This is a genomic window from Streptomyces yerevanensis (assembly GCF_000716805.1).
Taxonomy (GTDB): Bacteria; Actinomycetota; Actinomycetes; order Streptomycetales; family Streptomycetaceae; genus Streptomyces; species Streptomyces flaveus.
The window spans coordinates 154,296-181,116 of the sequence record NZ_JNWJ01000010.1; the positions used below are offsets into that span (position 1 = coordinate 154,296).

Here is a 26,821-nt window from a genome sequence, read left to right on the forward strand (position 1 = left end):
CCCCGCAGGTCCTGACGAAGGGACAGTTACGTGACCGCAGTGCCCGAGTTCGAGTTCCGCACGTCCAACGCGTGCAAGTACAACAACGACGACCCACGCTGTGTGGAGGTGGCGACGAACGTTCCCGGCAAGGTGGCGGTACGCAACTCCGCGACCGGCCGGACCGTCGAGTTCACGGCGGTCGAGTGGACCGAGTTCCTGGCCGGTGCCAAGCTGGGCGAGTTCGATCTGTCGGCGTAGGGAGTCCTCATGTGGCAGTGCCCGCAGTGCGGCGGCAGCGCCGAGCCCGATCCGGAGCACTCCGGGGTGATGCGCTGCATGTCGTGCTGGGACGTCTGGGCACTGCCGCGTGAGCCGTCCTGTCCCGGCTATCGCCCCCGGCTGATCACTGCACTTCGCAAGCTGGACGAGTACCGGGACCTGCGCCGCTGAGTCCGTACAGGCCCCTGTCGTGTGCCGCACCGTGGTGCATGGCGGGGCGGGCCGGGGGCGAGAAAAGCCGGCGCCCAAGCCCGCTGTCTCAGAAGTCGTCGCGCCGCTGCTTGATGAGCTGCTTCGTGCGCTGGGTCGTGGTCGCGCGGGTCGTCATGGCGTCCAGGACCTCCAGGTGTGCGGCGACCTCCCGGCGCGAGTCGAGATACAGGGCACCGGTCAGATACTCGCTGTAGACCATGTCCGGCAGCTCCGGCTCCTCGAAGCGGAACAGCGTGAAGGGCGCGCACGCCCCTGGGTGCGGGCCGTCCTTGAACTCGGCGATCTGCAGCGTGATGTGGTCGTTCTCGGCGACCACCAGAAGCCGGTCGAGCTGCTCCCGCATCACCTCACCCCGCATGCACACCGGTCGCAGCAGCACCGTCTCGTCCATGATCATCCATAGGCGCGGCGGATGCTCGCGAGTCAGCAGCTTCTGCCGCTCCAGCCGCAGCGTCACATGCCGTTCGACATCGGCGGGCCGGGTCTGTCCGACCGTGCCCGCCTCCAGGACGGCGCGCGCGTAGTCCTCGGTCTGCAGCAGCCCGGGCACGAAGTGCGGCTCGTACGACCGGATCAGCGAGGCTGCGCCCTCCAGGCTCACATGCAGGCTGAACCAGTCCGGCAGCACGTCGTGGAAACGCTGCCACCAGCCAGGCTGGTTCGCCTCCTCGGCCAGCGCGACGAACGCCGCGATCTCGTCGTCGGGCACGCCGTACGTCGACAACAGCACCTGGGCGTACGGGATCTTCAGCGCGACCTCGGCCATCTCCATCCGCCGCACGGTCGCTGCCGTGACACGCAGGATCTGGGCCGCCTCGTCCCGCCGCAGCCCGCATTCCTCGCGCAGTTCCTGAAGTCTTCTTCCCAGCACCACCTGACCCACGGTCGGCGCCGGCCGCCGTTCACTCACGCCACGCCTCCCCACGCGCCGAGCAACGCAAGAAGTCTGCCACGTCGGCGGGAATCCAACACGGGATCGGGCGCCCCTTCATTACCTCGCGCGTAATCGACCACCGCCCACGCCCCCGGCATGGTGGGTGTACCGGGTCCCGGGCCGGCGCACTCCGGTCCGGTACCCGGGTCCCACCGGTCCGCCCGGACCCTGGCCCGTCCGGACCACGACCCACCCCATCTCGACCTCGACGGAGGCTGATTCCGCCATGTCCGCAACCCAGCTCGCCGCACTGGCCCGCACCACCGAGCCGCACACCATGCTGCGCCGTTTCCTGGCGCTCGACGCGGCAGGGACCGGAGCGAACGGCATCGCCTACCTCGTCGCGTCCGGCCCGATGGGCCGGCTGCTCGGCATCGACTCGGGTCTGCTGCTCGCACTCGGCCTGTTCCTCACGGTGTACGCGGCGGGCGTCGGCCTCCTCGCCTCGCGACCCCAGCCGCCGACCCTCCCGGTCCGGGCGGTGATCGAGCTCAACCTCGCCTGGACTGCCCTGAGTTTCATCGCACTCGCCGCCTGGCTGTCACCGACCACCGCGGGGGCGGTGTACATACCGGTACAGGCGCTGGTCGTGGCGGGGTTCGCGCTGGTGCAGTACGCGGCACTGCGAGCCGTTCAGAGGACCTGACCGTAGCTGACTGAGCGTCAGGAAATCAGCGACTGAAGGTACTTGCCCGTCGCCGGGTCGGCCGGGAGCAGTGTCTCGATGGCCAGCTCGGCGACCGTCACGTCCATGGGGGTGTTGAACGTCGAGATGGACGAGACGAAGGACAGGACGCGCCCGTCGTGCTCGATCTGCATCGGCAGCGCGAAGGCAAACGGCTCCACAGTTCCCTCGCCGCGCTCCGGGGAGGCGGGTTCCTCCGGGGCGGAGTACGGATACGCCGCCACCTCCTCGTACAGCGCGCGCAGCGCATCCGAGCGGCGCAGCGCGATGTCCCGCTCCATCTGGGCCAGCAGATGGCCGCGCCACTCACGCAGATTGCGGATCCTCGGCGCCAGGCCCTCCGGGTGAAGCGTCAGCCGTAGGGCGTTCAGTGGAGGCGCGAGCAGATGCTCGGGGAGGTCGTTGAACAGCATCGCGATGCCCCGGTTGGCGGCGATCACGTTGTACGTGGCGTCCACGACGAACGCCGGGTAGGGCTCGTAGCCCTGGATCAGCCGCTCCAGGCCCTCCCGCAGCGCGTCCATCGCCGGGTCGTCCAGCGGGGTCTCCGGATAGTGGGGTGCGTAACCGGCCGCCAGCAGAAGGGAGTTGCGGTCCCGTACGGGGACGTCGAGATGCTCGGCGAGGCGCAGCACCATCTCCTCGCTCGGCCGGGAGCGGCCCGTCTCGATGAAGCTGATGTGCCGCGCCGAGGACCCGGCCCGCAACGCCAGCTCCAGCTGACTCACCCGGCGCTGCTCGCGCCAGCCGCGCAACAGCGGCCCGATCTCACGTTCGGCGGAGGCGTCGGCGTTCGGGGCAGTGGCCATACGACGACCGTAGTCGAGGCCCGGTACCGGGCGGCCATCGGAGTGACGCAAGAGAACGGAGAGACGCGTACGACAGCGCGTCGTCAGCCGCCCACTGCCCATCCCTCGGCCGGGTCCGTCCCCCGCCCGCCGTCGGGCACCCGCCTGACCAGCCCCGTAACCGTCCCCCTGTGGCACGCTGAGAGAACCGGACGTTACGGGACGACGGAACGGAGCACAGTCATGCCCCTCGAACCGCTCTCGCAGAAGGACATCGAGGAACGGCTCGCCGAGCTGCCGGGCTGGTCGCTCGACGGGGACCGGATCGCCCGCTCGTACCGGCTCGGCTCGCACTTCGCGGCGGCCGCGATGGTCGTGCACATCGCGCAGGTGCAGGACGAGCTGGACCACCACTCCGACCTCACCCTCGGCTACCACTCCGTCTCGCTCACCGTGAACACGCACAGCGTGGGCGGCGCGGTCACCGAGAAGGACTTCGAGCTGGCGCGCCGGGTCGAGGAGCTCGCCGCGGGGCACGGTGCCAGTTGAGCAACCTGGTGTTCGACTACAACGAGGAGGCCGAGCGGTACGACGCCTCCCGTGGCGGCGAGCCCCGTGCCGCCGAAGCCGCGAGCGCCGTACTCGCCATGCTCCCCAAGGGGACGCGCGACCTCCTCGACGTCGCCTGCGGCACCGGCACGGTGACCCGGCGCCTGGCGGCGGCAGGACTCGACGTGACGGGAGTCGACGCCGCGAACGGAATGCTGAGCCGGGCCGCCGCACAGGTGCCCGGCCGCCTCGTACGCGCTGACTGCCGCCAACTCCCCTTCCCCGATGCCTCGTTCGACGCCGTCTCGGCGATCTGGCTGCTGCATCTGCTGGACGACGCGGCCCTCGTGGTCGCCGAGGCGGCCCGTGTCCTGCGGCCGGGCGGCGTCTTCGTCACCACCGTCGACAAGGCCGCCGCCCACGACGTGCGCAGCGACATCGACGCCGTCATGGCCCCGCGCCCCCGCCGCGCCGCCCGCGACGAGTCCGGCCTGGTGTCGCGCTTCGCCACCGACAGCGGCCTGATCCCGGCGGCCCGCTCGACCTTCCGAGGCCGCGGCCAGGGCCGCACCCCGGCTCAGGCCGCCGCCGACGTACGTCGCGGCTGGTACACCCTCCTCCGCCCCGGCGCCCCCCTCACCGAACAACTCGCCTCCCGCCTGGAACAACTCCCGCACCAGCATGTCCCGCGCCCCGAACCGGAGTTCAAGCTCCGCTCGTTCCGGAAACCGGGGCCGCGCGACGCGTGAAGTCCATGACCCAGTTGGTCACCCACGTCTTCTCGCCGTCCACCGAGAACGCCTGCTCCCAGCGGGCGGTGGTCTCGGAGATCCCCGACCACACGAACCGCACCCGCACGTCCTTGCTGATGGGGGTCCCCCCGCTCGAGCGAAGTCGAGAGTGGGGGAGCATGTCGTCCCCGAAGAACTCGCCCCGATCGTCGGTGAAGTGACCGATCACCGGCGGGAACAGCTTGCCCGTGCGGCTGGACGACCAGTTCAGCGACCACTCCTTGGTCTCCTGGTCGAACAGTCGCAGCGTCAGCCCCTTCCAGCCCTGGCTCGGCACCGCCATCTCGTCGATGTTGGCGGCCCCGTCGAACAGACTCCAGCAGCGGTGCGTGGCGGCGAACTCCTGCCACCCGCTGTCCGGGTCGAGGAAGTCCGCCAGTCGGCGATTGTGGACGTCCCACGCGCCGTGGAAGAAGTCGAAGTCGTGCGCGCTGCTCATGAGAGGTCTCCAGTCGTGCCCTCGGGCAGTGAGTCCACGAGGTATCCGTCCAGGTCAGGGGTATCGGGCATGAGTACGTGGCGTACCCAGGCGTTGCGTTCGTGCAGGATCGGTGGCAGTTCCCAGACGCAGCCGATCCACGGCAGATCGGGAGTGATGAAGTGCGTCGGGTCGCGGTCCGGGCAGCCGAGGACCGGCTGACCCGCCGAGGCGCCCCGAAAGTGCAGCACGTTGTCCCACACCCAGCTGTACGCGTTGAGGTACGCGCCGTCGTCGCCGCCCCGGTGCAGCACGACGAACGTCGCGGGCGGGGTGGAGTCCGGCTCCGGAAGCAGCTTCGGCAGGATCGCGTACGCCGCCTCCTCGACGTCGGGCGCGATGCCCGCCGGGTCCGCGGTGACGTGGTAACGCTTGATCCGCCGCCCCGCCACCTCGATCGGCGGCGGCACGGTCAGAAGCTTCTCCGCGAAGGCCACAGAAGATGTCATGGCAGGAAGCTAGACCCGCTTCACTGACACCTTCTGTCAGTGAAGTCTGAGATCGTGACCGAGTGAAATCGGCCCGCCTCGTCTCCGTCCTCCTGCTCCTCCAGACGCGCGGACGGCTCACCGCCGCCCAGCTCGCCGAGGAGCTGGAGGTTTCGGTGCGCACGATCTACCGGGACATCGAGGCGCTGAGCGCCGCCGGTATCCCGCTGTACGGCGACGCCGGCCACGCGGGCGGATACCAACTCCTCGACGGCTACCGCACCCGCCTCACCGGACTCACCACCGAAGAAGCCGAGGCTCTGTTCCTCGCCGGCGTCCCCGGCCCCGCCGCCGAACTCGGGCTCGGCTCGGTCCTCGCCGCCGCCCAGCTGAAGGTCCGCGCGGCCCTCCCGCACGAACTGCGCGAGCACGCCGACCGGATCAGCGGCCGCTTCCACCTCGACGCGCCCGGCTGGTACGCGGAGGACGACGAGGCTCCGTACCTCCCCGCCGTCGCGGACGCCGTCTGGAACAGCCGCGTCCTGCACGTCCGCTACCGCCGCTGGCGCGAGCCCACCGACGTGGAGCGCCGCCTCGAACCGTACGGACTCGTCCTCAAGGCGGGCCGCTGGTACGTGATCGCCGGCCCAGGACCGCGTACGTACCGCGTCGACCAGATCCTCGAACTGGCCGCACCCGGCGAGGAGTTCAGCCGCCCCGAGGACTTCGACCTCGCCGCGTACTGGACGGCGTACCAAAGGGACTTCCACGACCGGCTGCACCGCGGCGAAGCGGTGGTCCGGCTGGCTCCGGGAGTGCGGCTGACCGGCGCCGCGGCCCGCGCCGTCGAGGCCACCGGCTGTACCGACGCGAACGGCTGGACCCGCGCCACCCTCCCCATCGAGTCGATCGACCACGCCCACGGCGAGTTCCTGCGCCTCGGCGCGGGCATCGAGGTTCTGGAACCGGCCGAGCTGCGGGAACACATCGCGCGGACGGTCACCGCACTGGCCCGCACATACACGTAGAGAGCGCTTGCCCAAAGGCGGCAACTCCCGTACCCCCAGCGGCGACTGAGGAGTGGAACCCCTCTGCCCCCACTCAGGAGGTACGTCACCGTGCGGCACCCGCATCGCAGACGCAAGAAGCTCCGCCTGTTGCTCGCCACCGTCGTCACCGGGACCCTGGCCGCCACCGGGATCACCGCGTTCAACGTGAGTTCCGCCGAGGCCGCGGTCGCCCGGCAGGTCGAGGGACTCGACCGGGGCGTCGTCAGCGTCCACACCGGCAGCGGCAACCTGGTCAGCTGGCGCTGGCTGGGCACCGACCCGGGCAACGTGTCGTTCAACGTCTACCGGGCCGGTACGAAGGTCAACTCGACGCCGATCACCGGCTCCACGAACTACTTCCACTCCGGCGCCCCCAACTCCGCCGACTACACGGTCCGCGCGATCGTGGACGGAGTGGAGCAGGGCGACTCCGTGCACGCCATCCAGTTCCGCAGCGGATACAAGGACGTGCCGATCACGCCCCCGGCGGGCGGCTCCGGCTACACCTACGAGGCCAACGACGCCTCCGTCGGCGACCTGGACGGCGACGGCGCCCTCGACTTCGTACTGAAGTGGCAGCCGACCAACGCCAAGGACAACTCGCAGTCCGGCGTCACCGGCAACACCATCGTCGACGGCATCAAGATGGACGGCACCCGCCTGTGGCGCATCGACCTGGGCCGCAACATCCGCTCGGGCGCGCACTACACGCAGTTCCAGGTGTACGACTACGACGGCGACGGCAAGGCCGAGGTCGCCATGAAGACCGCGGACGGCACGCGGGACGGCACCGGCGCGGTGATCGGCAGCGCGTCCGCCGACCACCGCAACTCCGGCGGGTACGTACTGTCCGGGCCCGAGTTCCTGACCATGTTCAACGGGCAGACCGGCAAGGCGATGCAGACGGTCGACTACGTCCCGGCGCGCGGCAACGTCGCTTCATGGGGCGACTCGTACGGCAACCGTGTCGACCGCTTCCTCGCCGGTACCGCCTACCTGGACGGCGAGCGGCCCTCGCTGATCATGGCCCGCGGCTACTACACGCGCTCGGTGATCGCGGCCTGGGACTGGCGGAACGGCCAGTTCACGCGCCGCTGGACCTTCGACACCAACTCCTCGACCAACACCGGCAAGGGCTACGACGGCCAGGGCAACCACAGCCTGTCCATCGCGGACGTGGACGCCGACGGCAAGGACGAGATCGTGTACGGCGCGATGACCGTGGACGACAACGGGCATGGCCTGTGGACGACCAAACTCGGCCACGGGGACGCCGGCCATGTCGGCGACCTCAACCCGTCCCGCTCGGGACTCGAGTACTTCAAGGTGTCCGAGGACAGCTCCAAGCCCGGCTCCTGGATGGCCGACGCGCGCACCGGACAGATCCTGTGGCAGACCGCCTCCGGCTCCGACAACGGCCGCGGCGTCTCCGCCGACATCCATGCGGGCTCGGCAGGCGCCGAGTCCTGGTCCGCGGCCGACACCACGCTCCGCTCACCCAGCGGAGCCTCGCTCGGCCGCGAGCCGTCCAGCATCAACTTCGTGAACTGGTGGGACGGCGACACCACCCGCGAACTCCTCGACGGCACCCGCATCGACAAGTACGGCACGAGCGGTGACACCCGGCTGCTGACCGGAGCCTCCGTCGCCTCCAACAACGGCACCAAGGCGACCCCGGCGCTCTCCGGCGACATCCTCGGCGACTGGCGCGAGGAGGTCGTCTGGCGCACCGCGGACAACACGGCCCTGAGGATCTACTCGACCCCGCACGAGACCAGCACGAAGATCACCACCCTGCTGCACGACCCGATGTACCGCGTCGCGCTGGCCTGGCAAAATACGGCTTACAACCAGCCGCCGCACCCCAGCTTCCACATCGGCAGCGGCATGGCGACGGCTCCTCGCCCGACCGTCTACGCACCCTGAGAGCCCGGCACACCTGAGGTACCGGAGGGGTCCCGCTTCCGTCGCGGGGCCCCTTCCGTATTGCCGGGATTTCCACCACGTCGTACTGGCACGCTGAGCACCGATGAGTTCACTCGGCTCCCACGGTCTACAGAGACAACTTCACCAAGCAGCTCTTCAGAAGGAATCACCATGAGGAAGATCACCGCCGGCCTGTTCATCTCGCTCGACGGCGTCGTAGAAGCCCCCGACCAGTGGCACTTTCCGTACTTCGACGACGACATGGGGGCCGCCGTCGGCTCGCTGTTCGACGGGGTCGACACCATCCTGTTCGGCCGCAAGACCTACGACAGCTTCGCGGGGGCGTGGCCCGAGCGTGAGGCGGAGGGCGGGGAGGACGCCGGCTTCGCCAAGATCCTCGGCGACACACGCAAGATCGTGGCCTCGCACCAGAAGCTCGAGTTCACCTGGCGAAACTCCGAGCAGCTCCAGGGCGACCTCATCGAGACCGTCACCGAGCTGAAGAACGAGCCGGGCGGGGTCATCTCCCTGAGCGGCTCGATCTCCGTCGTCCGCCAACTGCTGGCCGCCGGCCTCCTGGACGAGCTGCACCTGCTGGTCCACCCGATCGCCGTACGCCACGGAATGCGGCTCTTCGACGAGGCCGAGACCACGATCCCGCTGCGCCTGCTCTCCTCGAAGACCTTCGGGTCCGGCGTACTGCACCTCGTTTACACCCGGGCCGAGTCCACCGGCGACGCCGGATACGAGGAGGCCAAGGCTCACCTGTCCCAGCCCGGGCAGTAAGAGACCACCGGCTCACGGCCCGGCCCGCGCACACCGCGCAGGCCAGGCCGGGCCGGGTCATCTACGCGGCCACTATCCCGCCGTGTCCCCGTAAACGACCCCGCGCCCGTTCGTCGACACGTACACCCGCCCGTACACCCGCGGATCCCCGGTGATGGCCGCACCCGTCCAACCCCACTGGTGCGCGTCGTCGTTGATGCGCGTCCAGGTCGAACCCTGGTCCGTGGAGCGGAAGATGCCGCGTATGCCGTCGATCTTGGCGCTGGTGTAGAGCGTCTGGTACGAGGCGCCGGGCGCGGCCTTGCCGAAGCCGATCGTGTCGGCTTGCTCGACCCCCGACAGCTTGGTGAAGCTCGCGCCGCCGTCCGTCGAGTGCCACAGCCCGTACGCGCCGTCGCTCGCACCGCCCGCCAGCCAGATGTCGCCCTTGGTACCGGGCAGCGCCTTGAAGCGCACGCTGTCACCGCTCGGCAGACCGGTCGCGGCCGACGCCGTGAAGGTGGCGCCACCGTCCGAACTGACGTAGAACTTCCCGGACTTGAAGCCGTAGAAGGTCCGCGGATCGACCCGGTCGGACTCCACGATCGCGCCCGCCGGAATCCCACTCGACGCGGACCACGACGAGCCGAACCCGGTCGCGTAGTGCACGCCCGCACCCTCCGGACTCCACACGAAGCGGCTGCCGTCGGAGGCGGCGGCGACCGTGCCGCCGCCCGAGACGCCCGAAGGATCCGTCCCCGCGAACCAGTTGGCACCGTTGTCGGTGGAGAAGGCGATGTGCGGACCCGCGTCGAGATTCCCGGCCCGCACCACGGTCCCGGGATTCGTCTCGGCGAAGTCGAGGCTCGTGGTCGTGGTGAAGTTCGGTGAAGTGAACATCATCGACGGCACTTTGGTGAGATCCGTGTGCCGGAAGCCGCCGACGTCTCCGAGCGCGCTGAACAGCTGCGCCCCGCCGGACGGAGGAGCGGCGAGGTCGTTGACGGCCGTCTCCTCCAGGCCCCGCACCATCGGCTTGATGGTGAACTGGCCCCCGCTGTCCCACTTGCCGAGGTCCTCGGTGCCGTAGATCGTGGCGCCCGTCCCGTACATCATCCGGTCCGGGTCGAACGGGTCGATCTCCAACGCCTCGGTCATCCAGCCGAGTTTGGGGCTCTGCTCGGGCGGGGAGGGGTTCGCGCCCCAGGTCAGCCAGGGCGAGGACGAGACGTCCATGGTGTAGCGGTTCGAGCGGGTGGGATACGAGCTGTAGTCCCAGGCCTTCGTCCAGGTGCCGCCGCTGTCCGTGGAGCGGAAGATCTGGGTGTCCGGCCACCAGGAGCTGTACGCGGTCGCCATCACCGTGCCCGGGTTCTGCCGGTCCACGGTCAGCCCGCTGAAGCCGTAGTACGTGTCGGCCTCGGCCACCGGGCTGATGTCCGTCCAGGTCCCGGACTCGGTCGCGTACCGCCACAACTGTCCCTTGCCGCCGTCGTACGGGCCGCCCTTGTCGCTGTACGCGAGATAGAGGTAGCCGTTCTCGGCGTCAAGCACGCCCTTGTGGGCGAGGTATCCGGTGGGCTGGCCGGGCAGCCGGGACCAGGTGGCGCCCGCGTCGGTCGAGCGGTAGACCGCGTTCTCCTTGTCGGCGACGCCGACATAAATCGTCTGCGTGGCGTTCGTACCAGTGCCCGTCGACTCGTCGAAGGTGACCCAGACGATGCCCTGGTTGTCGGAGGCGTAGCCGCTCGTGTCCGTCGGATCCTGCACGTAATTACCGACGTTGGGGAAATTCGTCACCTGCGACCAGGAGGCGCCCGAGTCCGTGGACCGCCACAGGCCCTTGCCGCTCGGGGCGCCCAGATACAGCACGCTGTTCTTGTGCGGGTCCACGGCGAGCCGCTCGCCCATGCCGCGTCCGGGCATGTTGCCGCCCAGCTTGAACGGCAGGTCGGCCTTCTGCCAGCTCGCGCCCCGGTCGGCGGACCTGAGCACGGCACCGTTCTTCGGGTCCCAGCTGTTCGTGTACGTGCCGACGGCCGCGTACACCCGGTCGGGGTCGACCGAGTCCGAGGCGAGGCTGACGACGCCGGTGTGGCCCCAGTCGTCCCAGCCGATGGAGTCGAGCAGCGGGGTCCAGGTCTTCGTCGACTCCTGCCAGCGGTAGGCGCCGCCGATGTCGGTGCGGGCGTATGCGAGGTTCTTCTCGCTCCGGTTGAAGACGATGCCTGGCACGAAGCCGCCGCCGTCGATCCGGGCGTTCTTCCAGGTGTACGGGTCGGCGGCGACGCTCACCGGCCTCTCGACCGGCGGGGCCGCCATCGCGGACGGACTGCCCGCGAGGAGACCGGCCGCGAGCGCGAGTACGGCCGTGAGAACGCGGCCCCTTCTGACGGTTTTTCCGGTTCTTCGCACGGTGGGGGTCCTCTCCTGGAGCGGGGGATGGGGGGAGGAGGAAGTGCGCAGTGGAGCCGGGCGGACCCCCAGGAGGAGGGGGTCCGCCCGGCCGTGGGCCCCGTCGGTAGGGCCCTGTACACGGAGCGACGGGGGCTATTCGAGGAGCTCCGCGTACGAGCCCATGGCGAGCGCTATGTCCGCCTGGGCCCAGAACCGGTGGTACGTGAACGTGGGCGCGGCGCCGCCCGCGAGATAGCTCTCGATCTTCGACCACGCCGGGTCGTCTTCGTAGAAGGAGCGGATCGAGTCGAAGGTGGACGAGGAGTTGATCGCGTCACCGTTCGGCATCGTGCCGGTCCAGCCGCTGGGGATGTACACGCCGTCGTCGAAGCGGTTGTAGTCGGCGCGGGTCTCCGGGACCGCGATGCCCAGCGCGTCCTGGTTGTTCGCCCACATACCGTCGAGCAGTGCCTTGGCGGTCGACGCGGCCTCGGTGTCCCCGGACTTGTCCGCGTAGTACGTCAGGGTCTTGGCGTACGCGGCCGCCACACCGACATCGTTCGTGTAGTCGGCGACGGTGACATGAAGTCCGCTGTTGGAACCGGGACTTGACGCGTTCCAAGTGTCGGGCGCACCCGACCACTGGAGCGTGTTGGGGATGCGGAAGCTGCCGTCCGGGTTGACCGTGGTCTTGGACAGCGCCCAGTCGACCCACTTGTCGAGCACGACCTTGGCGTCCGCGTCACCCGTCTGCTGGTAGTACTCGGCGACCCGCTCCATGGACCACGCCTGGAAGCCGAACCACTGGTTGGACGGCGGGTCGTGGTACACCGGCTTCTCGTCGTAGTACATGCCGTAGAAGGTCGGGGTTCCGGCCGGCGGGGTCGCGTAGTGGCCCTTCCAGCTGTTGGTGGCACCGCCCGCGATGGCGCCCTCGTTCGACTGCAGCCAGCGGTAGAACTCCAGCTGCCGGTCGAGCGACTTGGCCCAATCCGCTTGCCCGGTGGCCGACTTGGGCTTCAGATCGGCGTACGAGCTGAGTGCGTACGCGGCCAGGGGGTTCTGGTAGCCGCCGTGGGCGTGGCTGGAGCCGATGCGCCAGGACCAGCCCGCCGAGGTGTCGGTGGCGCCGCCCCAGGCGTAGTACCAGTTGAGCAGGTAGTGGGAAGCGTCCTTGCCGGTGCCGGGTGCACACGTCGACGGGCCCACGCAGTTGCCGATTTTCTTGAAGTACTTGTCGTACATGGCGTAGCGCAGATAGTCGCCCATCTTCGCGGCCTTGCCGAGCGTCGCCGAGACCTCGGAGCCCTTGCCCTGCTCCTCGGCCCAGACATCGGCCCAGTACGCGGCCTGTACGGCACGCGCGTCGGCGTCCGGCGCGTTGGTGAACTTCCACTGCTTGGCGTAGGAGGCGTCACCGGTGAACAGATCCAAGTACCCGTTCTTGCCGCCGTACTTGAAAGCGTCACAGGTCGGCTGCGGCACCGTCTCCCACACCGACTCCTGCGAGCCGCGCTGGAAGGTGTTGATGTACGAAGGGCCGGTGTCGCTCGGGCCCGCCTCGCACTTGCCCGGCGAGTTGCCGTAGCCGTAGACGTTGTCGACGTCCTGCAGCCAGTGCATGCCGTAGATGTCGTCCGTGCCGTACGCGCTCTTCAGCTCCGAGGCGATCGGGTCCTGGCCGACCGAGACGCCGGGGTCGAGCTTCGCCGGGTACTCGTTCGGGGTGTCCAGCTCGGGCGCGTACGTGGCGGGCTTGGAGGCGTTGTAGAAGGAGGTCGTCGGCTGGTCCGCCTTCGTGGGGATCATGAACTTCTCCATGGTCTCCCACGCGGCGTTGAACCTGGTCCAGTCGCCGGTGACCTTGCCGTACATCGCCTGCAGCCAGATCAGATAGCTGTACGCCTCCGACGTCGTCTCATGGCCGTGGTCCGGCGCCTCGACGATCAGCGTCTCGACCGAGTGGTACGGGATGCCCTCGGGGGAGAAGTAGCCGTTCGCCGGGTCGGTGATCTTGCCGTAGAGCTCCAGGAAGCGGCCGTCGTACGCCTTGGTCGCGGCGAGCTGGGTGGCGGTGACCGTGGCCTTGGCGTGCCCGGTGGCCGTCGACTCGAAAGTCGCCGAGCCGGTACCGGAGTCGCCGGCCGTGATGGTCACCTTCTGGGCCGTGTTCCAGTTCGACGGCGTGAAGGTGAGCGACGAGCCGCCGGTGACCGACAGGCCCGTATTGCCGTCCGTACGGGCGGTGGAGACCGTCACGTTCGCGCTCGGCTGCGTCGACAGCTTCACGTCGAACGTGCCCGTCTTGCCCTGCTGGACGCCGAGTTGGGCAGGCGAGGCCACCACGGCGGGACCCGAGGCGACCGTGATGCCGACCGGGGTGGAGTCCGCCGAGGCACCCAGACTGTCGTACGCCTTCGCCACCAGCGAATGACCGCCGACAGCAAGGGTGTTGACGGAGAGCGTGTACGGCGACGTGGTGTCCGTACCGAGCAGCTTCGTGTCGTCGTAGAACTCGACCTTGCTGATCGTCGCGTCATCGGCCGCCGCGGCGGTGGCGGCCAGCGGGACCGCGTCGCCCTGCGTGTAGACGGCGCCCGCGGCGGGGCTGGTCAGCACGGTGATCGGCGGCTGGTGCGCGCCGACACACGTGGTGCCGTTCACGGCGAAGTTGGTCGGTGCGGCGTTGGTCCCGCTGTACGTGAACTGCGCGCCGGTGGTGACGGCGGCCCCGGAGGCGATCTTCGCGTTGAAGGAGGCGCTCTTCACTGTGACGGTCTTTCCGGACTGGGACCAGGTGCCGCTCCACCCGTTGCCGAGCTTCTGGTTGCCGGCGTAGTCGTACGTCAGCGTCCAGTCGTCGATGGCTTCGGAGCCGCGGTTGGTGAGGGTCAGCTCCGCGGTGAAACCGGAGCCCCAGTCGTTGGTCTTGTAGTCGACGTTGCACTCGACTGCCGCCGCCTGTGCGGGAGTCGAGCCTGTCGCCAGTGTGGTGAGGGGGAGTGCGAGGGCCGCCGTGACAGCGGTCCACAACCGCCGCGCACGGCGTCTCTTTCTGCCTGCCATGTCTCTGGTTCCTCTCCTTGCGGCTCGGAGATGGGGGGAGGAGCAACAAGCTTTGAACCAGTGGGAGCGCTCCCATCTTGGGGAGGGGGATGTCAAGGGTCAAGGTGCTTGAAGAGTCGAAAAGATTCGATAGGGGCATCTGTAGGAAACATGTCAACTCCTTGGTTACTCCTCTGTTCTTTGCCATCACTTGGCGCTACCTTCGTCCGCACCAGTGGGAGCGATTCCATCAGTCGACGCGTCCGTGACGGCGCGTCAGAGCTGCAAGGAGTCGCTCATGCGACACCCCCCGCGTTTACCTCTTTTAGTGGCCGGTGCGGCACTCGCCCTTGCGGCGAGCACCGTCGCACCGGTCGGCACGGCTTCCGCAGCGGCGCCCGCGTGCACGGTGGAGTACTCCGTCACCAGCCAGTGGGACGCCGGCTTCCAGGGCGCCGTGAAAATCACCAACAACACCGCCGCGCTGAGCAGTTGGAGCCTCTCCTTCGACCTGGCCGGCGGACAGCAGGTCAGCCAGGGCTGGAACGCCAAGTGGTCCCAGTCCGGTAGGACCGTGACCGCGGCCAACGAGAACTGGAACGGAGCGCTGGGCTCGGGAGCGAGCATCAGCGCCGGGTTCCTGGCCTCGGGGTCGGGGAGCACCGCCGCGCCCCTGTCCTTCAAGCTCAACGGGACCACGTGCAACGTGGACGCCGAGGTCCCGCCCGATCCGCCGGATCCGCCCGCTCCCACGGACGGCCCGCCCGTGCTGAAGGCCTCTGGCAACAAGCTCGTCGACGAGAGCGGAGCCACCCGGCGACTGCTCGGCGTCAACCGCTCCGGCGGCGAGTTCGCGTGCGTACAGGGTTACGGCATCTGGGACGGACCGGTGGACGACGCCTCGGTGAAGGCGATCGCCGACTGGAACGTCAACACGGTCCGCATTCCGCTGAACGAGGAGTGCTGGCTGGGCCTGTCCAACATCAAGCCCGAGTACGCCGGCGCCAACTACATCGCCGCCGTCAAGGACCTGGTGACCAAGGTCAAGGCGCACGGCATGACGCCGATGCTCGAACTGCACTGGTCCCACGGCCAGTACACGGGCAACTCGGCGGGCTGCTCCGACGTGCACGCCAGCTGCCAGAAGCCGATGCCCAACATGCAGTACACGCCGTCCTTCTGGGCCTCGGTCGCCAGCACCTTCAAGGACGACCCGACCGTCGTCTTCGACCTGTTCAACGAGCCCTACCCGGACCGCGCGACCTCCACCGCCGAACAGGCGTGGACCTGCTGGCGGGACGGCGGCACCTGCCCCGGCATCGGCTACGAGGTCGCCGGGATGCAGGACCTGATCGACACGATCCGCGAGACCGGCGCCACCAATGTGATCCTGGCGGGCGGGCTCGCGTACTCGAACGACCTGAGCCAGTGGCTGACGTACAAGCCGAGTGATCCGGCGGGCAATCTCGCCGCGGCCTGGCACGTCTACAACTTCAACACCTGCTCCAACGAGAGCTGCTGGGACTCCACGCTCGGCCCGGTCGCCGCCCAAGTGCCGCTCGTGGCGGGCGAGATCGGCGAGAACACCTGCGCGCACTCCTTCATCGACCGCGTCATGACGTGGTTCGACGAGCGCGAACAGTCGTACCTCGGCTGGACCTGGAACACCTGGAACTGCAACTCGGGTCCGGCCCTCATCTCGGACTACGACGGTACTCCCACGTCGTTCGGCATCGGGTTGCGCGATCACCTGCGCTCCCTCGACGGATAGGAACCCGCACATCATGAGCCGTACCAGAACAGCACTGCTGGCAGCGTTAGCGCTGCTCGTCGGAGGAACGGGCACCGCTGTCGCGGCGATGCCCCCGGACGCCGGCCCGGCCGCCGTCCCCTGCACCGTCGACTACAAGGTGCAGAACCAGTGGGACTCCGGCTTCACCGCCGCGGTCACGGTCACCAACCACACGGCTGCCAAGTCGAGTTGGGCCGTGAAGTGGTCGTACGCCGGAAACCAGAAGATCACCAGCGGCTGGAACGCCAACCTCAGCCAGAGCGGCAACGCGGTCACCGCCGCCAACGAGAGCTACAACGGGACGCTGTCGACGGGCAGTTCCATCAGCTTCGGCTTCAACGCCTCGTACAGCGGCACCAACGCGATGCCCACCACCTTCACGCTCGACGGCGTGACCTGCAACGTCGACGGTGGCGGCGGCCCCACCGACCCACCCGACCCGACGGGCCCCAAGGTCGACAACCCGTACTCGGGCGCCAAGGTGTACGTGAACCCGGAGTGGTCCGCGAAGGCCGCCGCCGAAACCGGCGGCAGCCGCATCGCCAGCCAGCCCACCGGTGTGTGGCTGGACCGGATCGCCGCCATCAACGGCGTGAACGGCGGCATGGGCCTGCGCGACCACCTCGACGAGGCGCTGGAACAGAAGGGCTCGGACGAACTGGTCGTCCAGCTCGTCATCTACAACCTGCCGGGGCGTGACTGCGCGGCGCTGGCGTCGAATGGCGAACTCGGTCCGACGGAGATCGACAAGTACAAGACCGAGTACATCGACCCGATCGCCGCGATCCTCGCCGATCCGAAGTACGCGGACCTGCGCATCGTCACCACGGTCGAGATCGACTCGCTGCCCAACCTCGTCACCAACACCGGCAGCCGTCCCACGGCCACGCCCGAGTGCGACGTGATGAAGGCCAACGGCAACTACGTCAAGGGCGTCGGCTACGCACTCAACAAGCTCGGCGACACGGAGAACGTCTACAACTACGTGGACGCCGGGCACCACGGCTGGATCGGCTGGGACGACAACTTCGGCCCGTCGGCGGATCTGTTCAAGCAGGCGGCAACCGCCGAGGGCGCCACGGTGAACGACGTCCACGGCTTCATCACCAACACCGCCAACTACAGCGCGCTGAAGGAAGACCACTTCACGATCAACGACAACGTGGCCGGCAAGTCGGTCCGTGAGTCGAAGTGGGTCGACTGGAACCGCTACGTCGACGAGCAGTCCTTCGCCCAGGCCTTCCGCGACAAGCTGGTCTCCGTCGGCTTCAACTCGGACATCGGCATGCTGATCGACACGTCCCGCAACGGCTGGGGCGGCGCTTCCCGGCCCACCGGTCCTGGCGCGACGACCAGTGTGGACACCTACGTCGACGGCGGCCGTTACGACCGTCGCCTCAACACGGGCAACTGGTGCAACCAGTCCGGCGCCGGCCTCGGCGAGCGCCCGCAGGCCGCGCCTGCCTCCGGCATCGACGCGTACGTGTGGATGAAGCCGCCGGGTGAGTCCGACGGGGCCAGCAAGGAGATCCCGAACGACGAGGGCAAGGGCTTCGACCGGATGTGCGACCCGACGTACGAGGGCAATCCTCGTAACAACTTCAACATGTCGGGTGCGCTGCCGGACGCTCCGCTGTCGGGGCACTGGTTCTCGGCGCAGTTCCAGGAGCTGATGAAGAACGCGTACCCCGCGCTGTAGCTGCCGCTGGTTGGGCAGTTCGACACTGCGGGTTGACTGTGGCTGGTCGCGCCGTTCCCCGCGCCCCTGGGTTTGTTGGGGTGCGGGGTCGCGGGCCGGTGCGTCAGCCCGTCGCAGGCCGGGCATACGGCCCTGGGCTGGTACAGGGTCCTGGTCCTCCGAGACAGAACCTAAGCGACGGGCATACGACGCACCGGCCCACGACCCCTCCCGCCGGTGGGCAAGTGCGGGCACGTCGTGGCTGGCGGTGAGTGGAGCCGCAGGCTTTTGCTTTAGGGGCGCGGGGAACGGCGCGACCAGCCACGACGCACCCGCAGCCGCGACACGCAGTGTCACCCCTACCCCCTGGCGGGGATCCGGGGCGCAGCCCCGGGGCCAGTTCATGTACAAGTTCGGCTTGCTGTTTCGGCAATGCGAGTGGCCGTTTCGGGGATTCGCGGAGCACTCTGGACGCAAGTCGAATGAGAGGTCATGAACCATGGCGCATCAGCACGATCACACGCAGATCGACTTCGCCGAGTGGCTGCCCATGCTGGAGCAGGAAGCGGAGCTGTTCGCTCCGGTGTACCGGCAGGCGGCGGGGTGGTTGCGGGAGTGGAAGCCCGAGCCGGAGCTGATCGCGGACGTGGGCAGTGGGCCCGGTGTCATCTCCTGCCTCCTCGCGGACGCGTTCCCGCAGGCGCGGGTCGTCGCCGTGGACGGGTCCGCGCCCCTCCTGGAAGCCGCCCGGTCCCGCGCCGCCGAGCACGGGATCGCCGACCGGTTCGGCACTCTGGAGGCCGAACTGGCCGACGGAATCAGCGACTTGGAGTATCCCGCCGACCTGCTCTGGTCCAGCAGGACTCTGCATCACGTCGGCGACCAGCGCGCCGCCCTCACCGAATTCGCCCGCCGTCTCGCACCCGGCGGTGCCCTCGCCCTCCTCGAAGGCGGCCTGTCCTCGCGCTACCTCCCGCGCGACATCGGCATCGGCCGCCCCGGCCTGCAATCCCGCATGGACGCGGTGCAGGAGGAGTGGTTCGCCAAGATGCGGGCCGAGTTGCCCGGTGCGGTGGAGGAGACCGAGGACTGGCCCGCCCTCCTGACCGCAGCCGGCCTGCGCCACACCGCGACCCGCACCTTCCTCCTCGACCTGCCCGCCCCCGTCTCCGACGAGGTCCGAGCCTTCGTGGCCACCACCCTCACCCATCGCCGGGAGGGTCTGGCCGACGGTCTCGACGCCGACGACCTCGCGACCCTCGACCGGCTCCTCGACCCGGACGACAAGGCGAGCGTCCACCACCGCCCGGACGTCTTCGTCCTGGCGGCCCAGACGGTGTACGTCGGGGTCAAGTCCGCGTAACCCTGCCCGGTCAGCAGGCGCCCGGCCGCGCGTACACCGTGACCCGGGCGCCCCGCACCTCGCGCGTGCGGCACTCCTCGAAGTACGCGGCCAGGACATCCCGCTTCACCGCTTCCTGCGCGATCGCGTCCACCGGCTGCCCGGCGGGGTCGCGCACGACGACGATCCGCGTCATGTCCAGCATCCGCGCGCGGATGACCGATGCCGGGACTTCCGTGCCGTACAAGGTGCGTGAGGCGACCGGGCTCCGGTCCAGGGCGAGGTCCCGCAGCCCGCTGACGGCGTCCGGGAACGGCAGCGACCAGACACGGCGGCGCAACGGCATATAGAGCACACCGTCGCCCGGCTCGCCCAGCTGCTGGATGGTCCGGGCGATGGACGTGACGTCGTCGACGCGGCTGGTGGTGTCCCGCAGGTGAAGGGTCGAGGGGACCAGTGCGAGGACGAGCGCCGCCGCTGCGAGCCGTATCCACCGGGCGCGGCCGAGCCGGTGCAGCGCGGCGCCGATGAGCAGGGCGAGGCCCGCGTTGCCGTACAGGACATAGCGGTCGACGTACAGCGGCTGGAGCACGGAGAGCAGCATGAGCAGCGCGGCGGGTGCGATGAGGAGGGCGAGGGCGAGAGTTCTGAGATCCACGGTCCGGGGCCCGGCACGGTGGGGCAGGGCACGTGCACAGACCAGGGCGACGGCGGCCGTGGCCGCGAACGACACGTACGCGACGATGTCGTGGCCGATCCACGCCACCTGCTGCGACTGGCGTGTGCTCAGCACGGCGACCGGGGCGAGCACGACGATCGCCGGCAGCGCGGCCAGGCGCCATCGGCGACGGGCCGCGAGCGGGACGGCGAGCGCGTGCGCAGCCAGCGTCAGGACCGCGAACTCGTGCAGCAGGCAGGCCACAAGCATCAGCGCGCCGTAGCCGCACCAGAGGCCGACGCTGTCCCGCGCGGCCACGGCCCGCACCAGCAGATACGTGGCCCAGACGACCAGCGCGCAGACCAGCGCGTACGAGCGGCCCTCCTGCGCGTGCTGCTGGACGGGCGGCAGCAGGGCGAAGGCGAAGCCCGCGAGGAGGCCCGCACCTGGGCTCGCGAGACGGCGGCCGAGGAGGACCACGCCCGCCGTGGCCGCCGCGGTGGCGAGGACCGACGGCAGCCGCGTCACCAGCAGCGGGTCGGTGCCGTCGAAGACGGCGTACAGGGCGTGCATGAGGAGGTAGTACGCCCCGTGCACCGCGTCCGCCGTGCCGAGGGTGCCCCACAGATCGGGCAGACTCCGGTGCGCCATGTCGAAGGTGACCGCCTCGTCCCGCCACAGGGAACCGCCCCGGCGGAGCCCCCACAGCCCCAGGACCAGGGAGAGGAGGACGGGCAGCAGGAGGAGCGGGCCGGGACGCCGGGAGGATACGGCGGCCGGTCGCGCGGTCGCGCCGGGGGCCGGGCGGAGGGACTGTGCGGTGGCGATGACGGGCTCCCGGGCGTGGGGCGTCGTCGACGGGGCGACGACGCGGGGGACTCGGAAGCCCCAAGGTCAGCCACCTGGGGATTGATGCGTAGCCCTGTCCGGGCGCTTATCAATCTCGGGCGCGTTGATCGGTCCAGTTCGGACGCTTATCAACGGGCGCCGCCCGCTTGCTAGTTTGGGGAGTCGGCCGTGACCGGCGGGACGGGGGAGACACCGATGGGGCGCCGAGAGAAACCACTGGACCCGGCCGCGGGGCCCGTGCAGCGGTTCGCGTACGAACTGCGCAAGCTCCGCGAAGAGGCAGGCGGACCCACCTACCGGGACATGGCCCGGGGCGCCCCCTACTCGGCACCGACGCTCTCCGCCGCGGCGACCGGCGACCGGCTGCCCTCGCTGCCCGTGCTCCACGCCTTCGTCACCGCATGCGGAGGCGACCCGGAGAAATGGGAGCGCCGCTGGGGCGAGGCGCTCGCCGAGGAGGCTGACAGCCGTACGCCACAGAACGGGGAGGCACCGTATCCGGGTCTCACCCGCTTCGAGACGGACGAGCGGTATCCGTTCCACGGCCGCGACGAACTGATCGCCGAACTGCTCGAACTGACCGGCAGGCGACGGATCCTGGCCGTCATCGGCGCCTCCGGCAGCGGCAAGTCCTCACTTCTGCGTGCCGGACTGATACCCGCCCTGAGGGAAGGCAAGGGCCCCGCTCTCGCTGCCATCCGCGTCCTCACCCCCGGCGACCGGCCCGCGCGCACCCACCGCACCCTCCTCACACCGCATGACGGCGATGGAGAGCAGAGAGCCGGGGACACGCTGCTCGTGGTCGACCAGTTCGAGGAGGTGTTCTCGCTCTGCCACGACCCGGCCGAACGGTCCGCGTTCCTCGACCAACTGCTCACCGTGCGGGACCCGGACAGCCGACTCCGCGTGATCCTGGCCGTCCGTGCCGACTTCTACGGTCGCTGCGCCGAACACGGCCCCCTCGCCGAGGCCCTGACCGACGCGAACCTCCTCATCGGCCCCATGCCGCCGGACCGCCTGCGCGAGGCGATCGTCCGGCCCGCCGCCACCGCCCGGCTCGTCGTCGAACGCGCCCTGACCGCCCGGATCGCGGCCGACGTGGCAGGGGAACCGGGTGGGCTGCCGCTGATGGCGCACGCCCTGCGCGAGGTATGGCGACGGCGCTCGGGCAAGACGCTGACCGAGGCGGCGTACGACGCGATCGGGGGCGTACGCGGTGCCGTCGCGCACACTGCCGAAGAGGTCCACGGCTCTTTCACGCCCGCCGAAGCCACCGCCGCCCGGGCGCTGTTGCTGCGCATGGTGTCGCCGGGCGACGGCACCTCCGACACCCGCCGCCCGGTCGACCGCGCCGAACTCGCCGGCGACCCCGCCACGGAGCACGTCCTCGAACGCCTCGTCCGCGCCCGCCTGTTGACGGTCGACGGCACGGACAGCACCGTCTATGAACTTGCCCACGAGGCGCTGATCGACGGCTGGCCACGCCTGAAGAGCTGGATCGACGAGGACCGGGAGCGGCTGCGGCAGCACCGGCGACTGACCGAATCGGCCCAAGCCTGGGCCGAACTCGCCCGAGACCCAGGCGCGTTGTACCGCGGCACCCGGCTCACGGCGGCCCGCGAGACCTTCACCGACCTGACGTGCCTGAGCCCGCTGGAACGCGACTTCCTGACCGCGAGCATCGAGGCGTACGAGCGTGGGGTGCGCGCGGCCGCCCGTACCACCCGGCGACTGCGCACCCTCACGGTCGCGCTGGCCGTGCTGCTCTGCCTCGCCGTCGTGGCCGGCCTGACCGCCTGGCGTCAGAGCGGCACGAACGCCCGGCAGCGCGACGAGGCCGAGGCGCGCCGGATCGCCGACGTGGCGGGGGAGTTGCGGGCGACCGACCCGCGTACCGCGATGCGCCTGTCCGTCGCGGCCTGGCGGCTCGCGGACCTGCCGGAGACGCGGGCGGCGGTGCGGGCGACGGCGGGCCAGCGCGAACAGGCGGCGTACACCCTGCCCGAGGAACTGACGCTGAACGCTCCCTCGTGGCTCAGCGGGGACGGCCGCGTCCTCACCACGGTCTCGCGCGACCGGGTGGTCCAGTGGGACATACGCAAGGAGCGCAAGACCCGGTCGATGAAGGTGCCCGGGCTGTCGCGAGATGTCGTGGACGTGACCGCGGACGCACGCTCGATCGCATACCGGAACGAACAGAACCTCATTATCAGGGACTTGAGAGGAGGGAGCTCTCCACGACGGCTGCCGATCGGGGACTCGGCCGATGTCGACGGAGGGTTCTCGCCCAGCGGCCGACTGTTCTTCGACAGGCGGCCGCTGGGCGAGAACCGCGCACGGATCCAGGTCTGGGACGTGCGGCGGCAGAAGGTCCTCTTCACGTACGGGCGGGCGGAGGACAGCGGTCCGGCGCCGGTGGTGAGTCCGGACGACCGGCTCGTCGCCTGGTGCACCCGTGAGGACTCCCGACTGGAGATCCACGACATCGTCACCGGCCGCCGCGTCAAGCCCAACTGGCCGCGCCGAATCGAGCAACGCCTTTGCACGGCCAACGAGTTCGACTTCGCTCCCGACAGCCGGGCCGTGGCTTTCGGGAGTCAGGACGGCATCCACACCTGGGACTTCCATGAGGGACGCGAGCGCAAGCCGCTGCCGCTGGACGCCGAATGGGCGGCGAGTGTCCGCTCCGACCCGAGCGGTGAGTACGCCGTGACGTGGGACGGCGAGGCCTTCGCCGTCTGGCGCACCGACCGTCCGGACGAACCGCTCATCACCTTCCCCGTGTCCAGCCGCACTATGAGCGAGTACCGGCTGGACACGGAGGACGCCGTGCTGCGCTACCGCGAGGGTGGCCAGACCGACAGTGTCCGTACGTTCTCACTCGACGGTCTCGTCAATGACGTGGCGTGGCGTCAGAAACCCCTCACCCACGCGGCGTTCGACCCGAACGGGAAGCTGACGTCCCCGGGGTCGCCGGAGGAGGCTCGGGTGGTGGCCCGGGACGGCACGGCCTTCACTGCCCTCACCACGAAACGCGGTATCGAGGTCCGGCGCAGGGGAGACCGGCCGCGGAGCTGGACGGTGGGGACGCCACAGATGGGGGCGGCTGCCATTTCTCCCACCGGACGCCGGATCCTCACCAAAAACGGCAGGTTGATCGATGTGCCGACGGACCGGAGGAGCAAGGCGGTTCGGGGTGAGGACATGGTGATGACGGCGGCTTTCAGCCCGGACGGGCGTTACTTGGCCGTCGCGGCCGACAACGGGTGGATCTCCCTGTGGGACGCCCGCGGCCGGCACCGTATCGCCGTGCTTGTCGACACCGGCGACGCGATGGAGCCACCCGTGCTCGCCTTCTCGGCCGACGGCTCGCTGCTCGCGGCAGGGGACGAGGGCGGTTCCGTACGCGTATGGGAGACCGCCTCTCCCCGACTGTCGCCCGCATCCGTCCCGGTCGGGGAGGGGCCGGTCATCGCGGTCGGATTCACGCCGGACAACGGGGAATTGAGGGTCGCCGCACCCCATCTGCCCACGCGGGACTACCCGTTGGAACCGGAGCGGGCCGCCGCGGTCGCGTGCTCTCGGGCGGACGGCGGCGCGACCGAGGAGGAGTGGCGTACGTATCTGCCCGATGTGCCCTACCGGCGGACGTGCTGACGAAGGTGCCTGCCTGCATGTGTTGACATCGAGTGCGCTCCAAGTGATGGACTCCGGGCCATTCGTGACACACGGCTTGGGGGAACGTATGACTGACTTACCAGTGGCACTGATCACCGGCGGCGGCAGCGGGATCGGCGCGGCGGCGGCACGGCAGCTGCTCGACGCCGGGCACCGGGTGACGGTGACGGGGCGCGGGGCGGAGCGCTTGCGGGGATTCGCGGACCAACTCGGCAATCCCGACGGCTTGTTGACCATCACCGGAGACGCGGCCGACTACGACCACGTCCAGGCGGCCGTCGAGGCGACGGTGAAGGAGTTCGGACGGCTCGACACCGTCGTCGCCAACGCCGGCTTCGCCACGCACGACTCCGTCACCGAGGGCGATCCGGCCGGATGGCGGGACATGGTGCTGACCAATGTGCTCGGCCCCGCGCTGCTCATCCGGGCGTCGATCGACCAACTGAAGGAGACACGGGGGCGGATCGTGCTCGTGGGCAGCGTCGCCGGGTTCGTCCACACGCCCGGCAACATCTACGGGGCGACCAAGTGGGCCGTGACCGGGCTCGCCGAGAACACCCGGCGGCAGGTGACCGAGTACGGCGTGGGCGTGACGCTCATCGCGCCCGGCCGGGTGGAAACACCGTTCTGGGACGACTACGGCAGCCTGCCGCCCGGACATCTGCTCACCTCCGACCAGATCGCGGAGTCGATCGTCTGGGCGATCCGGCAGCCGAGCGGTGTGGATGTGAACACCGTGGTCGTGCGGCCGATCGGCCAGCCGGTCTGAGCCGCGGCCGCCCGGCTCGGCACCGCCGCGGTGCCGAGCCCGAGCCTGCCGCCTGCTCAGTTGTTCTGGAGGAACTGCTTCGCCAGCGACTCGCCGAGGGACACTGCCGCGCCGTGGCTCTCGATGGGGGAGACCCGTGAGCCGGTGAAGAGGATGTACGTCACTCCCGAGCCCGTACCGCCGGTGGAGGGCTCCGGATCGATGCCGAGGGCCTCGGCAGTGGCGTACGAGGCCTCGCCGATGATGTTCGTGGGACCGGTGTCGCCGACGACGGCGTACTGGACCTGGTCGTCGTGGATGACGGCGACCACGCTGCCGCCCCTGATGCCGGCGTCCGCGTAGTTCCAGGTGTAGCTGGGGCCGGGCACGACGACGTACGGCAGCGTCTCGGAGATCAGCGGGCTGCCGTCGGACTGGGAGAAGGCCGTGCCGGGGTGGAACCACGGGTCGATGCCGCGGTTGCACCGGGCGGTGACCTGACCGTCGCAGGTGATGTCCATGTCGGCCTTCCAGAACACCGCGCCCTCCTTGCCGCAGACGGGGACGGAGGGCGAGGCCTTCTCGTCGGTGCGGTACAGGCCGTCCGAGATCCGTGAGCAGGACGCCACCTCGGCCAGCAGGTCGGCCGCACCGACCGTGCCCTCCCGTGCCCTGGTGGGGCTGTCGGTCGCGCCGGCAGGGAGCGCCCCGGCGGCGAGCAGCGCGGCTCCGGCGGCAACGGCGAGGGTCTGCGTTCGCATACGCACTGTGGGGCCCTTCTGCCTGGGGAGTCGCTTCCGGACGACCCTGACCGACCCTGAACCAGGTGGCGAGGAAGCCGCGCCCGGTTTTAGGCCGCACGGCGGAGCGTTACTACTTGTCGAGTACGTGGCGTACGGCCCGACTCAGGCCGGAAGCCGCCGCCCAAGTGCGGTGCATCGGGCGGCGGCTTCCAACGGGTCAGGGATATGCGGTCAGTTGAGGGTTGCCGGGTCCGGACCGATGCGGCGGTCCTCGTTGAGGGCGCTGATCGCGGCGATGTCCTCGGTGTCGAGGGAGAAGTCGAAGACCTCGATGTTCTCCTTGATCCGGGACGGGGTCACGGACTTGGGGATCACCACGTTGCCGAGCTGGATGTGCCAGCGCAGGACGATCTGCGCGGGCGTACGGCCGTGCTTCTGGGCGATGGCCACGATCGCCGGGACCTCCAGGAGGCCCTTGCCCTGGCCGAGCGGCGACCATGCCTCGGTGGCGATGCCCTGCTCCGCGTGGTACTCACGCGAGGCGAGCTGCTGCAGGTGCGGGTGCAGCTCGATCTGGTTGACGGCCGGGATGACGGACGTCGCCTCGATCAGCCGGTCCAGGTGCTCAGGAAAGAAGTTGGAGACGCCGATCGACTTGACGCGGCCGTCGGCCAGCAGCTTCTCGAACGCCTTGTACGTGTCCACGTACTTGTCCTTGGCCGGCATCGGCCAGTGGATCAGATACAGATCCACGTAGTCGAGGCCGAGTTTGGCCAGGGACGTGTCGAAGGCGCGCAGCGTCGAGTCGTAACCCTGGTCGCTGTTCCAGAGCTTGGTGGTGACGAAGAGGTCCTCGCGGGCGATGCCGGAGGCGCCCAGAGCCTTGCCCGTGCCCTTCTCGTTGCCGTAGGCGGCGGCGGTGTCGACGCTGCGGTACCCGGCCTCCAGAGCGGTGGTGACCGCCTGCTCCGCCTCGTCGTCCGGGATCTGCCAGACACCGAAACCCAGCTGCGGCATCTCGACG

22 protein-coding genes are annotated in these 26,821 nt (G+C 69.5%); 13 read left to right on the plus strand and 9 right to left on the minus strand.

Annotation, left to right across the window (positions count from 1 at the left end):
• Positions 1-30 precede the first annotated feature (30 nt).
• Together OP79_RS13025 and OP79_RS13030 are read left to right on the plus strand one after the other, a co-directional pair.
• Positions 31-240, plus strand: coding sequence for a DUF397 domain-containing protein (locus OP79_RS13025; protein WP_033320274.1), 210 nt, complete (start codon positions 31-33; stop codon positions 238-240).
• Between the two features lie 9 nt (positions 241-249).
• Positions 250-432: a hypothetical protein gene (locus tag OP79_RS13030; protein ID WP_033320275.1), complete on the plus strand. Its 183-nt coding sequence runs from the start codon at positions 250-252 to the stop codon at positions 430-432.
• 88 nt (positions 433-520) lie between these two features.
• On the opposite strand, the gene OP79_RS13035 is transcribed toward OP79_RS13030, so the two are convergent.
• Positions 521-1,384, minus strand: a complete 864-nt coding sequence (locus tag OP79_RS13035; RefSeq protein WP_033320276.1) for a helix-turn-helix domain-containing protein — start codon at positions 1,382-1,384, stop codon at positions 521-523.
• A gap of 250 nt (positions 1,385-1,634) precedes the next feature.
• Here OP79_RS13035 and OP79_RS13040 point away from each other — a divergent pair, with 250 nt between their 5' ends.
• Complete coding sequence (locus tag OP79_RS13040; protein ID WP_033320277.1) at positions 1,635-2,054, plus strand: hypothetical protein; 420 nt, start codon at positions 1,635-1,637, stop codon at positions 2,052-2,054.
• Between the two features lie 17 nt (positions 2,055-2,071).
• On the opposite strand, the gene OP79_RS13045 is transcribed toward OP79_RS13040, so the two are convergent.
• Positions 2,072-2,902 carry a helix-turn-helix domain-containing protein gene (locus OP79_RS13045; RefSeq protein ID WP_033320278.1) on the minus strand — a complete coding sequence of 277 codons (831 nt, stop codon included), beginning with the start codon at positions 2,900-2,902 and terminating at the stop codon, positions 2,072-2,074.
• 222 nt (positions 2,903-3,124) lie between these two features.
• On the opposite strand from OP79_RS13045, the gene OP79_RS13050 reads away from it, so the two are divergent.
• The gene (locus OP79_RS13050) at positions 3,125-3,430 is read left to right on the plus strand and encodes a 4a-hydroxytetrahydrobiopterin dehydratase (RefSeq protein ID WP_033320279.1); all 306 of its coding nucleotides are present in this window, start codon (positions 3,125-3,127) and stop codon (positions 3,428-3,430) included.
• Positions 3,431-3,438: 8 nt separating this feature from the next.
• The gene (locus OP79_RS13055) at positions 3,439-4,179 is read left to right on the plus strand and encodes a class I SAM-dependent methyltransferase (protein WP_033320349.1); all 741 of its coding nucleotides are present in this window, start codon (positions 3,439-3,441) and stop codon (positions 4,177-4,179) included.
• Here OP79_RS13055 and OP79_RS13060 read toward each other — a convergent pair.
• Together OP79_RS13060 and OP79_RS13065 are read right to left on the minus strand one after the other, a co-directional pair.
• Positions 4,136-4,660 (minus strand): hypothetical protein, encoded by a 525-nt coding sequence (locus OP79_RS13060; RefSeq protein WP_033320280.1) that lies wholly within the window; start codon positions 4,658-4,660, stop codon positions 4,136-4,138. The genes OP79_RS13055 and OP79_RS13060 overlap by 44 nt on opposite strands.
• Positions 4,657-5,136, minus strand: coding sequence for a hypothetical protein (locus OP79_RS13065; RefSeq protein WP_033320281.1), 480 nt, complete (start codon positions 5,134-5,136; stop codon positions 4,657-4,659). The genes OP79_RS13060 and OP79_RS13065 overlap by 4 nt, the downstream gene beginning before the upstream one ends.
• A gap of 74 nt (positions 5,137-5,210) precedes the next feature.
• Here OP79_RS13065 and OP79_RS13070 point away from each other — a divergent pair, with 74 nt between their 5' ends.
• The 3 genes from OP79_RS13070 (at position 5,211) to OP79_RS13080 (ending at position 8,888) form a co-directional block, all read left to right on the plus strand.
• Positions 5,211-6,155 (plus strand): helix-turn-helix transcriptional regulator, encoded by a 945-nt coding sequence (locus OP79_RS13070; protein WP_033320282.1) that lies wholly within the window; start codon positions 5,211-5,213, stop codon positions 6,153-6,155.
• A gap of 90 nt (positions 6,156-6,245) precedes the next feature.
• Positions 6,246-8,102: a rhamnogalacturonan lyase gene (locus OP79_RS13075; RefSeq protein WP_033320283.1), complete on the plus strand. Its 1,857-nt coding sequence runs from the start codon at positions 6,246-6,248 to the stop codon at positions 8,100-8,102.
• 171 nt (positions 8,103-8,273) lie between these two features.
• Entirely contained in the window at positions 8,274-8,888 is a 615-nt protein-coding gene (locus OP79_RS13080) for a dihydrofolate reductase family protein (RefSeq protein ID WP_033320284.1), read from the plus strand.
• A 72-nt stretch (positions 8,889-8,960) separates the two neighbouring features.
• Here the strand turns inward: OP79_RS13080 and OP79_RS13085 are convergent, their stop codons facing one another.
• Together OP79_RS13085 and OP79_RS13090 are read right to left on the minus strand one after the other, a co-directional pair.
• Complete coding sequence (locus OP79_RS13085) at positions 8,961-11,282, minus strand: beta propeller repeat protein (protein WP_033320350.1); 2,322 nt, start codon at positions 11,280-11,282, stop codon at positions 8,961-8,963.
• Between the two features lie 135 nt (positions 11,283-11,417).
• The gene (locus tag OP79_RS13090; protein ID WP_033320285.1) at positions 11,418-14,330 is read right to left on the minus strand and encodes a glycoside hydrolase family 48 protein; all 2,913 of its coding nucleotides are present in this window, start codon (positions 14,328-14,330) and stop codon (positions 11,418-11,420) included.
• Positions 14,331-14,607: 277 nt separating this feature from the next.
• Here OP79_RS13090 and OP79_RS13095 point away from each other — a divergent pair, with 277 nt between their 5' ends.
• The 3 genes from OP79_RS13095 (at position 14,608) to OP79_RS13105 (ending at position 19,142) form a co-directional block, all read left to right on the plus strand.
• Complete coding sequence (locus OP79_RS13095; RefSeq protein ID WP_033320286.1) at positions 14,608-16,080, plus strand: cellulase family glycosylhydrolase; 1,473 nt, start codon at positions 14,608-14,610, stop codon at positions 16,078-16,080.
• A 13-nt stretch (positions 16,081-16,093) separates the two neighbouring features.
• Entirely contained in the window at positions 16,094-17,800 is a 1,707-nt protein-coding gene (locus tag OP79_RS13100; protein ID WP_033320287.1) for a glycoside hydrolase family 6 protein, read from the plus strand.
• A 478-nt stretch (positions 17,801-18,278) separates the two neighbouring features.
• On the plus strand, positions 18,279-19,142 hold the full coding sequence (locus OP79_RS13105; RefSeq protein ID WP_033320288.1) for a class I SAM-dependent methyltransferase: 864 nt from the start codon (positions 18,279-18,281) through the stop codon (positions 19,140-19,142).
• A 10-nt stretch (positions 19,143-19,152) separates the two neighbouring features.
• On the opposite strand, the gene OP79_RS13110 is transcribed toward OP79_RS13105, so the two are convergent.
• Entirely contained in the window at positions 19,153-20,430 is a 1,278-nt protein-coding gene (locus tag OP79_RS13110; RefSeq protein ID WP_245685302.1) for a glycosyltransferase family 39 protein, read from the minus strand.
• 393 nt (positions 20,431-20,823) lie between these two features.
• Between OP79_RS13110 and OP79_RS13115 the strand changes: the two genes are divergently transcribed.
• Positions 20,824-24,285 carry an nSTAND1 domain-containing NTPase gene (locus tag OP79_RS13115; RefSeq protein WP_033320290.1) on the plus strand — a complete coding sequence of 1,154 codons (3,462 nt, stop codon included), beginning with the start codon at positions 20,824-20,826 and terminating at the stop codon, positions 24,283-24,285.
• Positions 24,286-24,373: 88 nt separating this feature from the next.
• Complete coding sequence (locus tag OP79_RS13120) at positions 24,374-25,075, plus strand: SDR family oxidoreductase (protein WP_033320291.1); 702 nt, start codon at positions 24,374-24,376, stop codon at positions 25,073-25,075.
• A gap of 56 nt (positions 25,076-25,131) precedes the next feature.
• Here OP79_RS13120 and OP79_RS13125 read toward each other — a convergent pair whose 3' ends face one another.
• A complete protein-coding gene (locus OP79_RS13125) occupies positions 25,132-25,821 on the minus strand; it encodes a glycoside hydrolase family 75 protein (protein WP_245685303.1) in 690 nt (229 codons plus the stop codon).
• A 207-nt stretch (positions 25,822-26,028) separates the two neighbouring features.
• Positions 26,029-26,814 (minus strand): aldo/keto reductase, encoded by a 786-nt coding sequence (locus tag OP79_RS13130; RefSeq protein ID WP_051744620.1) that lies wholly within the window; start codon positions 26,812-26,814, stop codon positions 26,029-26,031.
• Positions 26,815-26,821: the final 7 nt, after the last annotated feature.

What these genes read in the sequence shown, in the direction of transcription:
- OP79_RS13030 (WP_033320275.1), top strand. Translation starts at nt 250, where the DNA reads ATGTGGCAGTGCCCGCAGTGCGGCGGCAGCGCCGAGCCCGATCCGGAG.
- OP79_RS13040 (WP_033320277.1), top strand. Translation starts at nt 1,635, where the DNA reads ATGTCCGCAACCCAGCTCGCCGCACTGGCCCGCACCACCGAGCCGCAC.
- OP79_RS13045 (WP_033320278.1), bottom strand. Translation starts at nt 2,902, where the DNA reads ATGGCCACTGCCCCGAACGCCGACGCCTCCGCCGAACGTGAGATCGGG.
- OP79_RS13050 (WP_033320279.1), top strand. Translation starts at nt 3,125, where the DNA reads ATGCCCCTCGAACCGCTCTCGCAGAAGGACATCGAGGAACGGCTCGCC.
- OP79_RS13060 (WP_033320280.1), bottom strand. Translation starts at nt 4,660, where the DNA reads ATGAGCAGCGCGCACGACTTCGACTTCTTCCACGGCGCGTGGGACGTC.
- OP79_RS13080 (WP_033320284.1), top strand. Translation starts at nt 8,274, where the DNA reads ATGAGGAAGATCACCGCCGGCCTGTTCATCTCGCTCGACGGCGTCGTA.
- OP79_RS13090 (WP_033320285.1), bottom strand. Translation starts at nt 14,330, where the DNA reads ATGGCAGGCAGAAAGAGACGCCGTGCGCGGCGGTTGTGGACCGCTGTC.
- OP79_RS13095 (WP_033320286.1), top strand. Translation starts at nt 14,608, where the DNA reads ATGCGACACCCCCCGCGTTTACCTCTTTTAGTGGCCGGTGCGGCACTC.
- OP79_RS13100 (WP_033320287.1), top strand. Translation starts at nt 16,094, where the DNA reads ATGAGCCGTACCAGAACAGCACTGCTGGCAGCGTTAGCGCTGCTCGTC.
- OP79_RS13105 (WP_033320288.1), top strand. Translation starts at nt 18,279, where the DNA reads ATGGCGCATCAGCACGATCACACGCAGATCGACTTCGCCGAGTGGCTG.
- OP79_RS13110 (WP_245685302.1), bottom strand. Translation starts at nt 20,430, where the DNA reads ATGGCGCACCGGAGTCTGCCCGATCTGTGGGGCACCCTCGGCACGGCG.
- OP79_RS13115 (WP_033320290.1), top strand. Translation starts at nt 20,824, where the DNA reads ATGGGGCGCCGAGAGAAACCACTGGACCCGGCCGCGGGGCCCGTGCAG.
- OP79_RS13120 (WP_033320291.1), top strand. Translation starts at nt 24,374, where the DNA reads ATGACTGACTTACCAGTGGCACTGATCACCGGCGGCGGCAGCGGGATC.
- OP79_RS13130 (WP_051744620.1), bottom strand. Translation starts at nt 26,814, where the DNA reads ATGCCGCAGCTGGGTTTCGGTGTCTGGCAGATCCCGGACGACGAGGCG.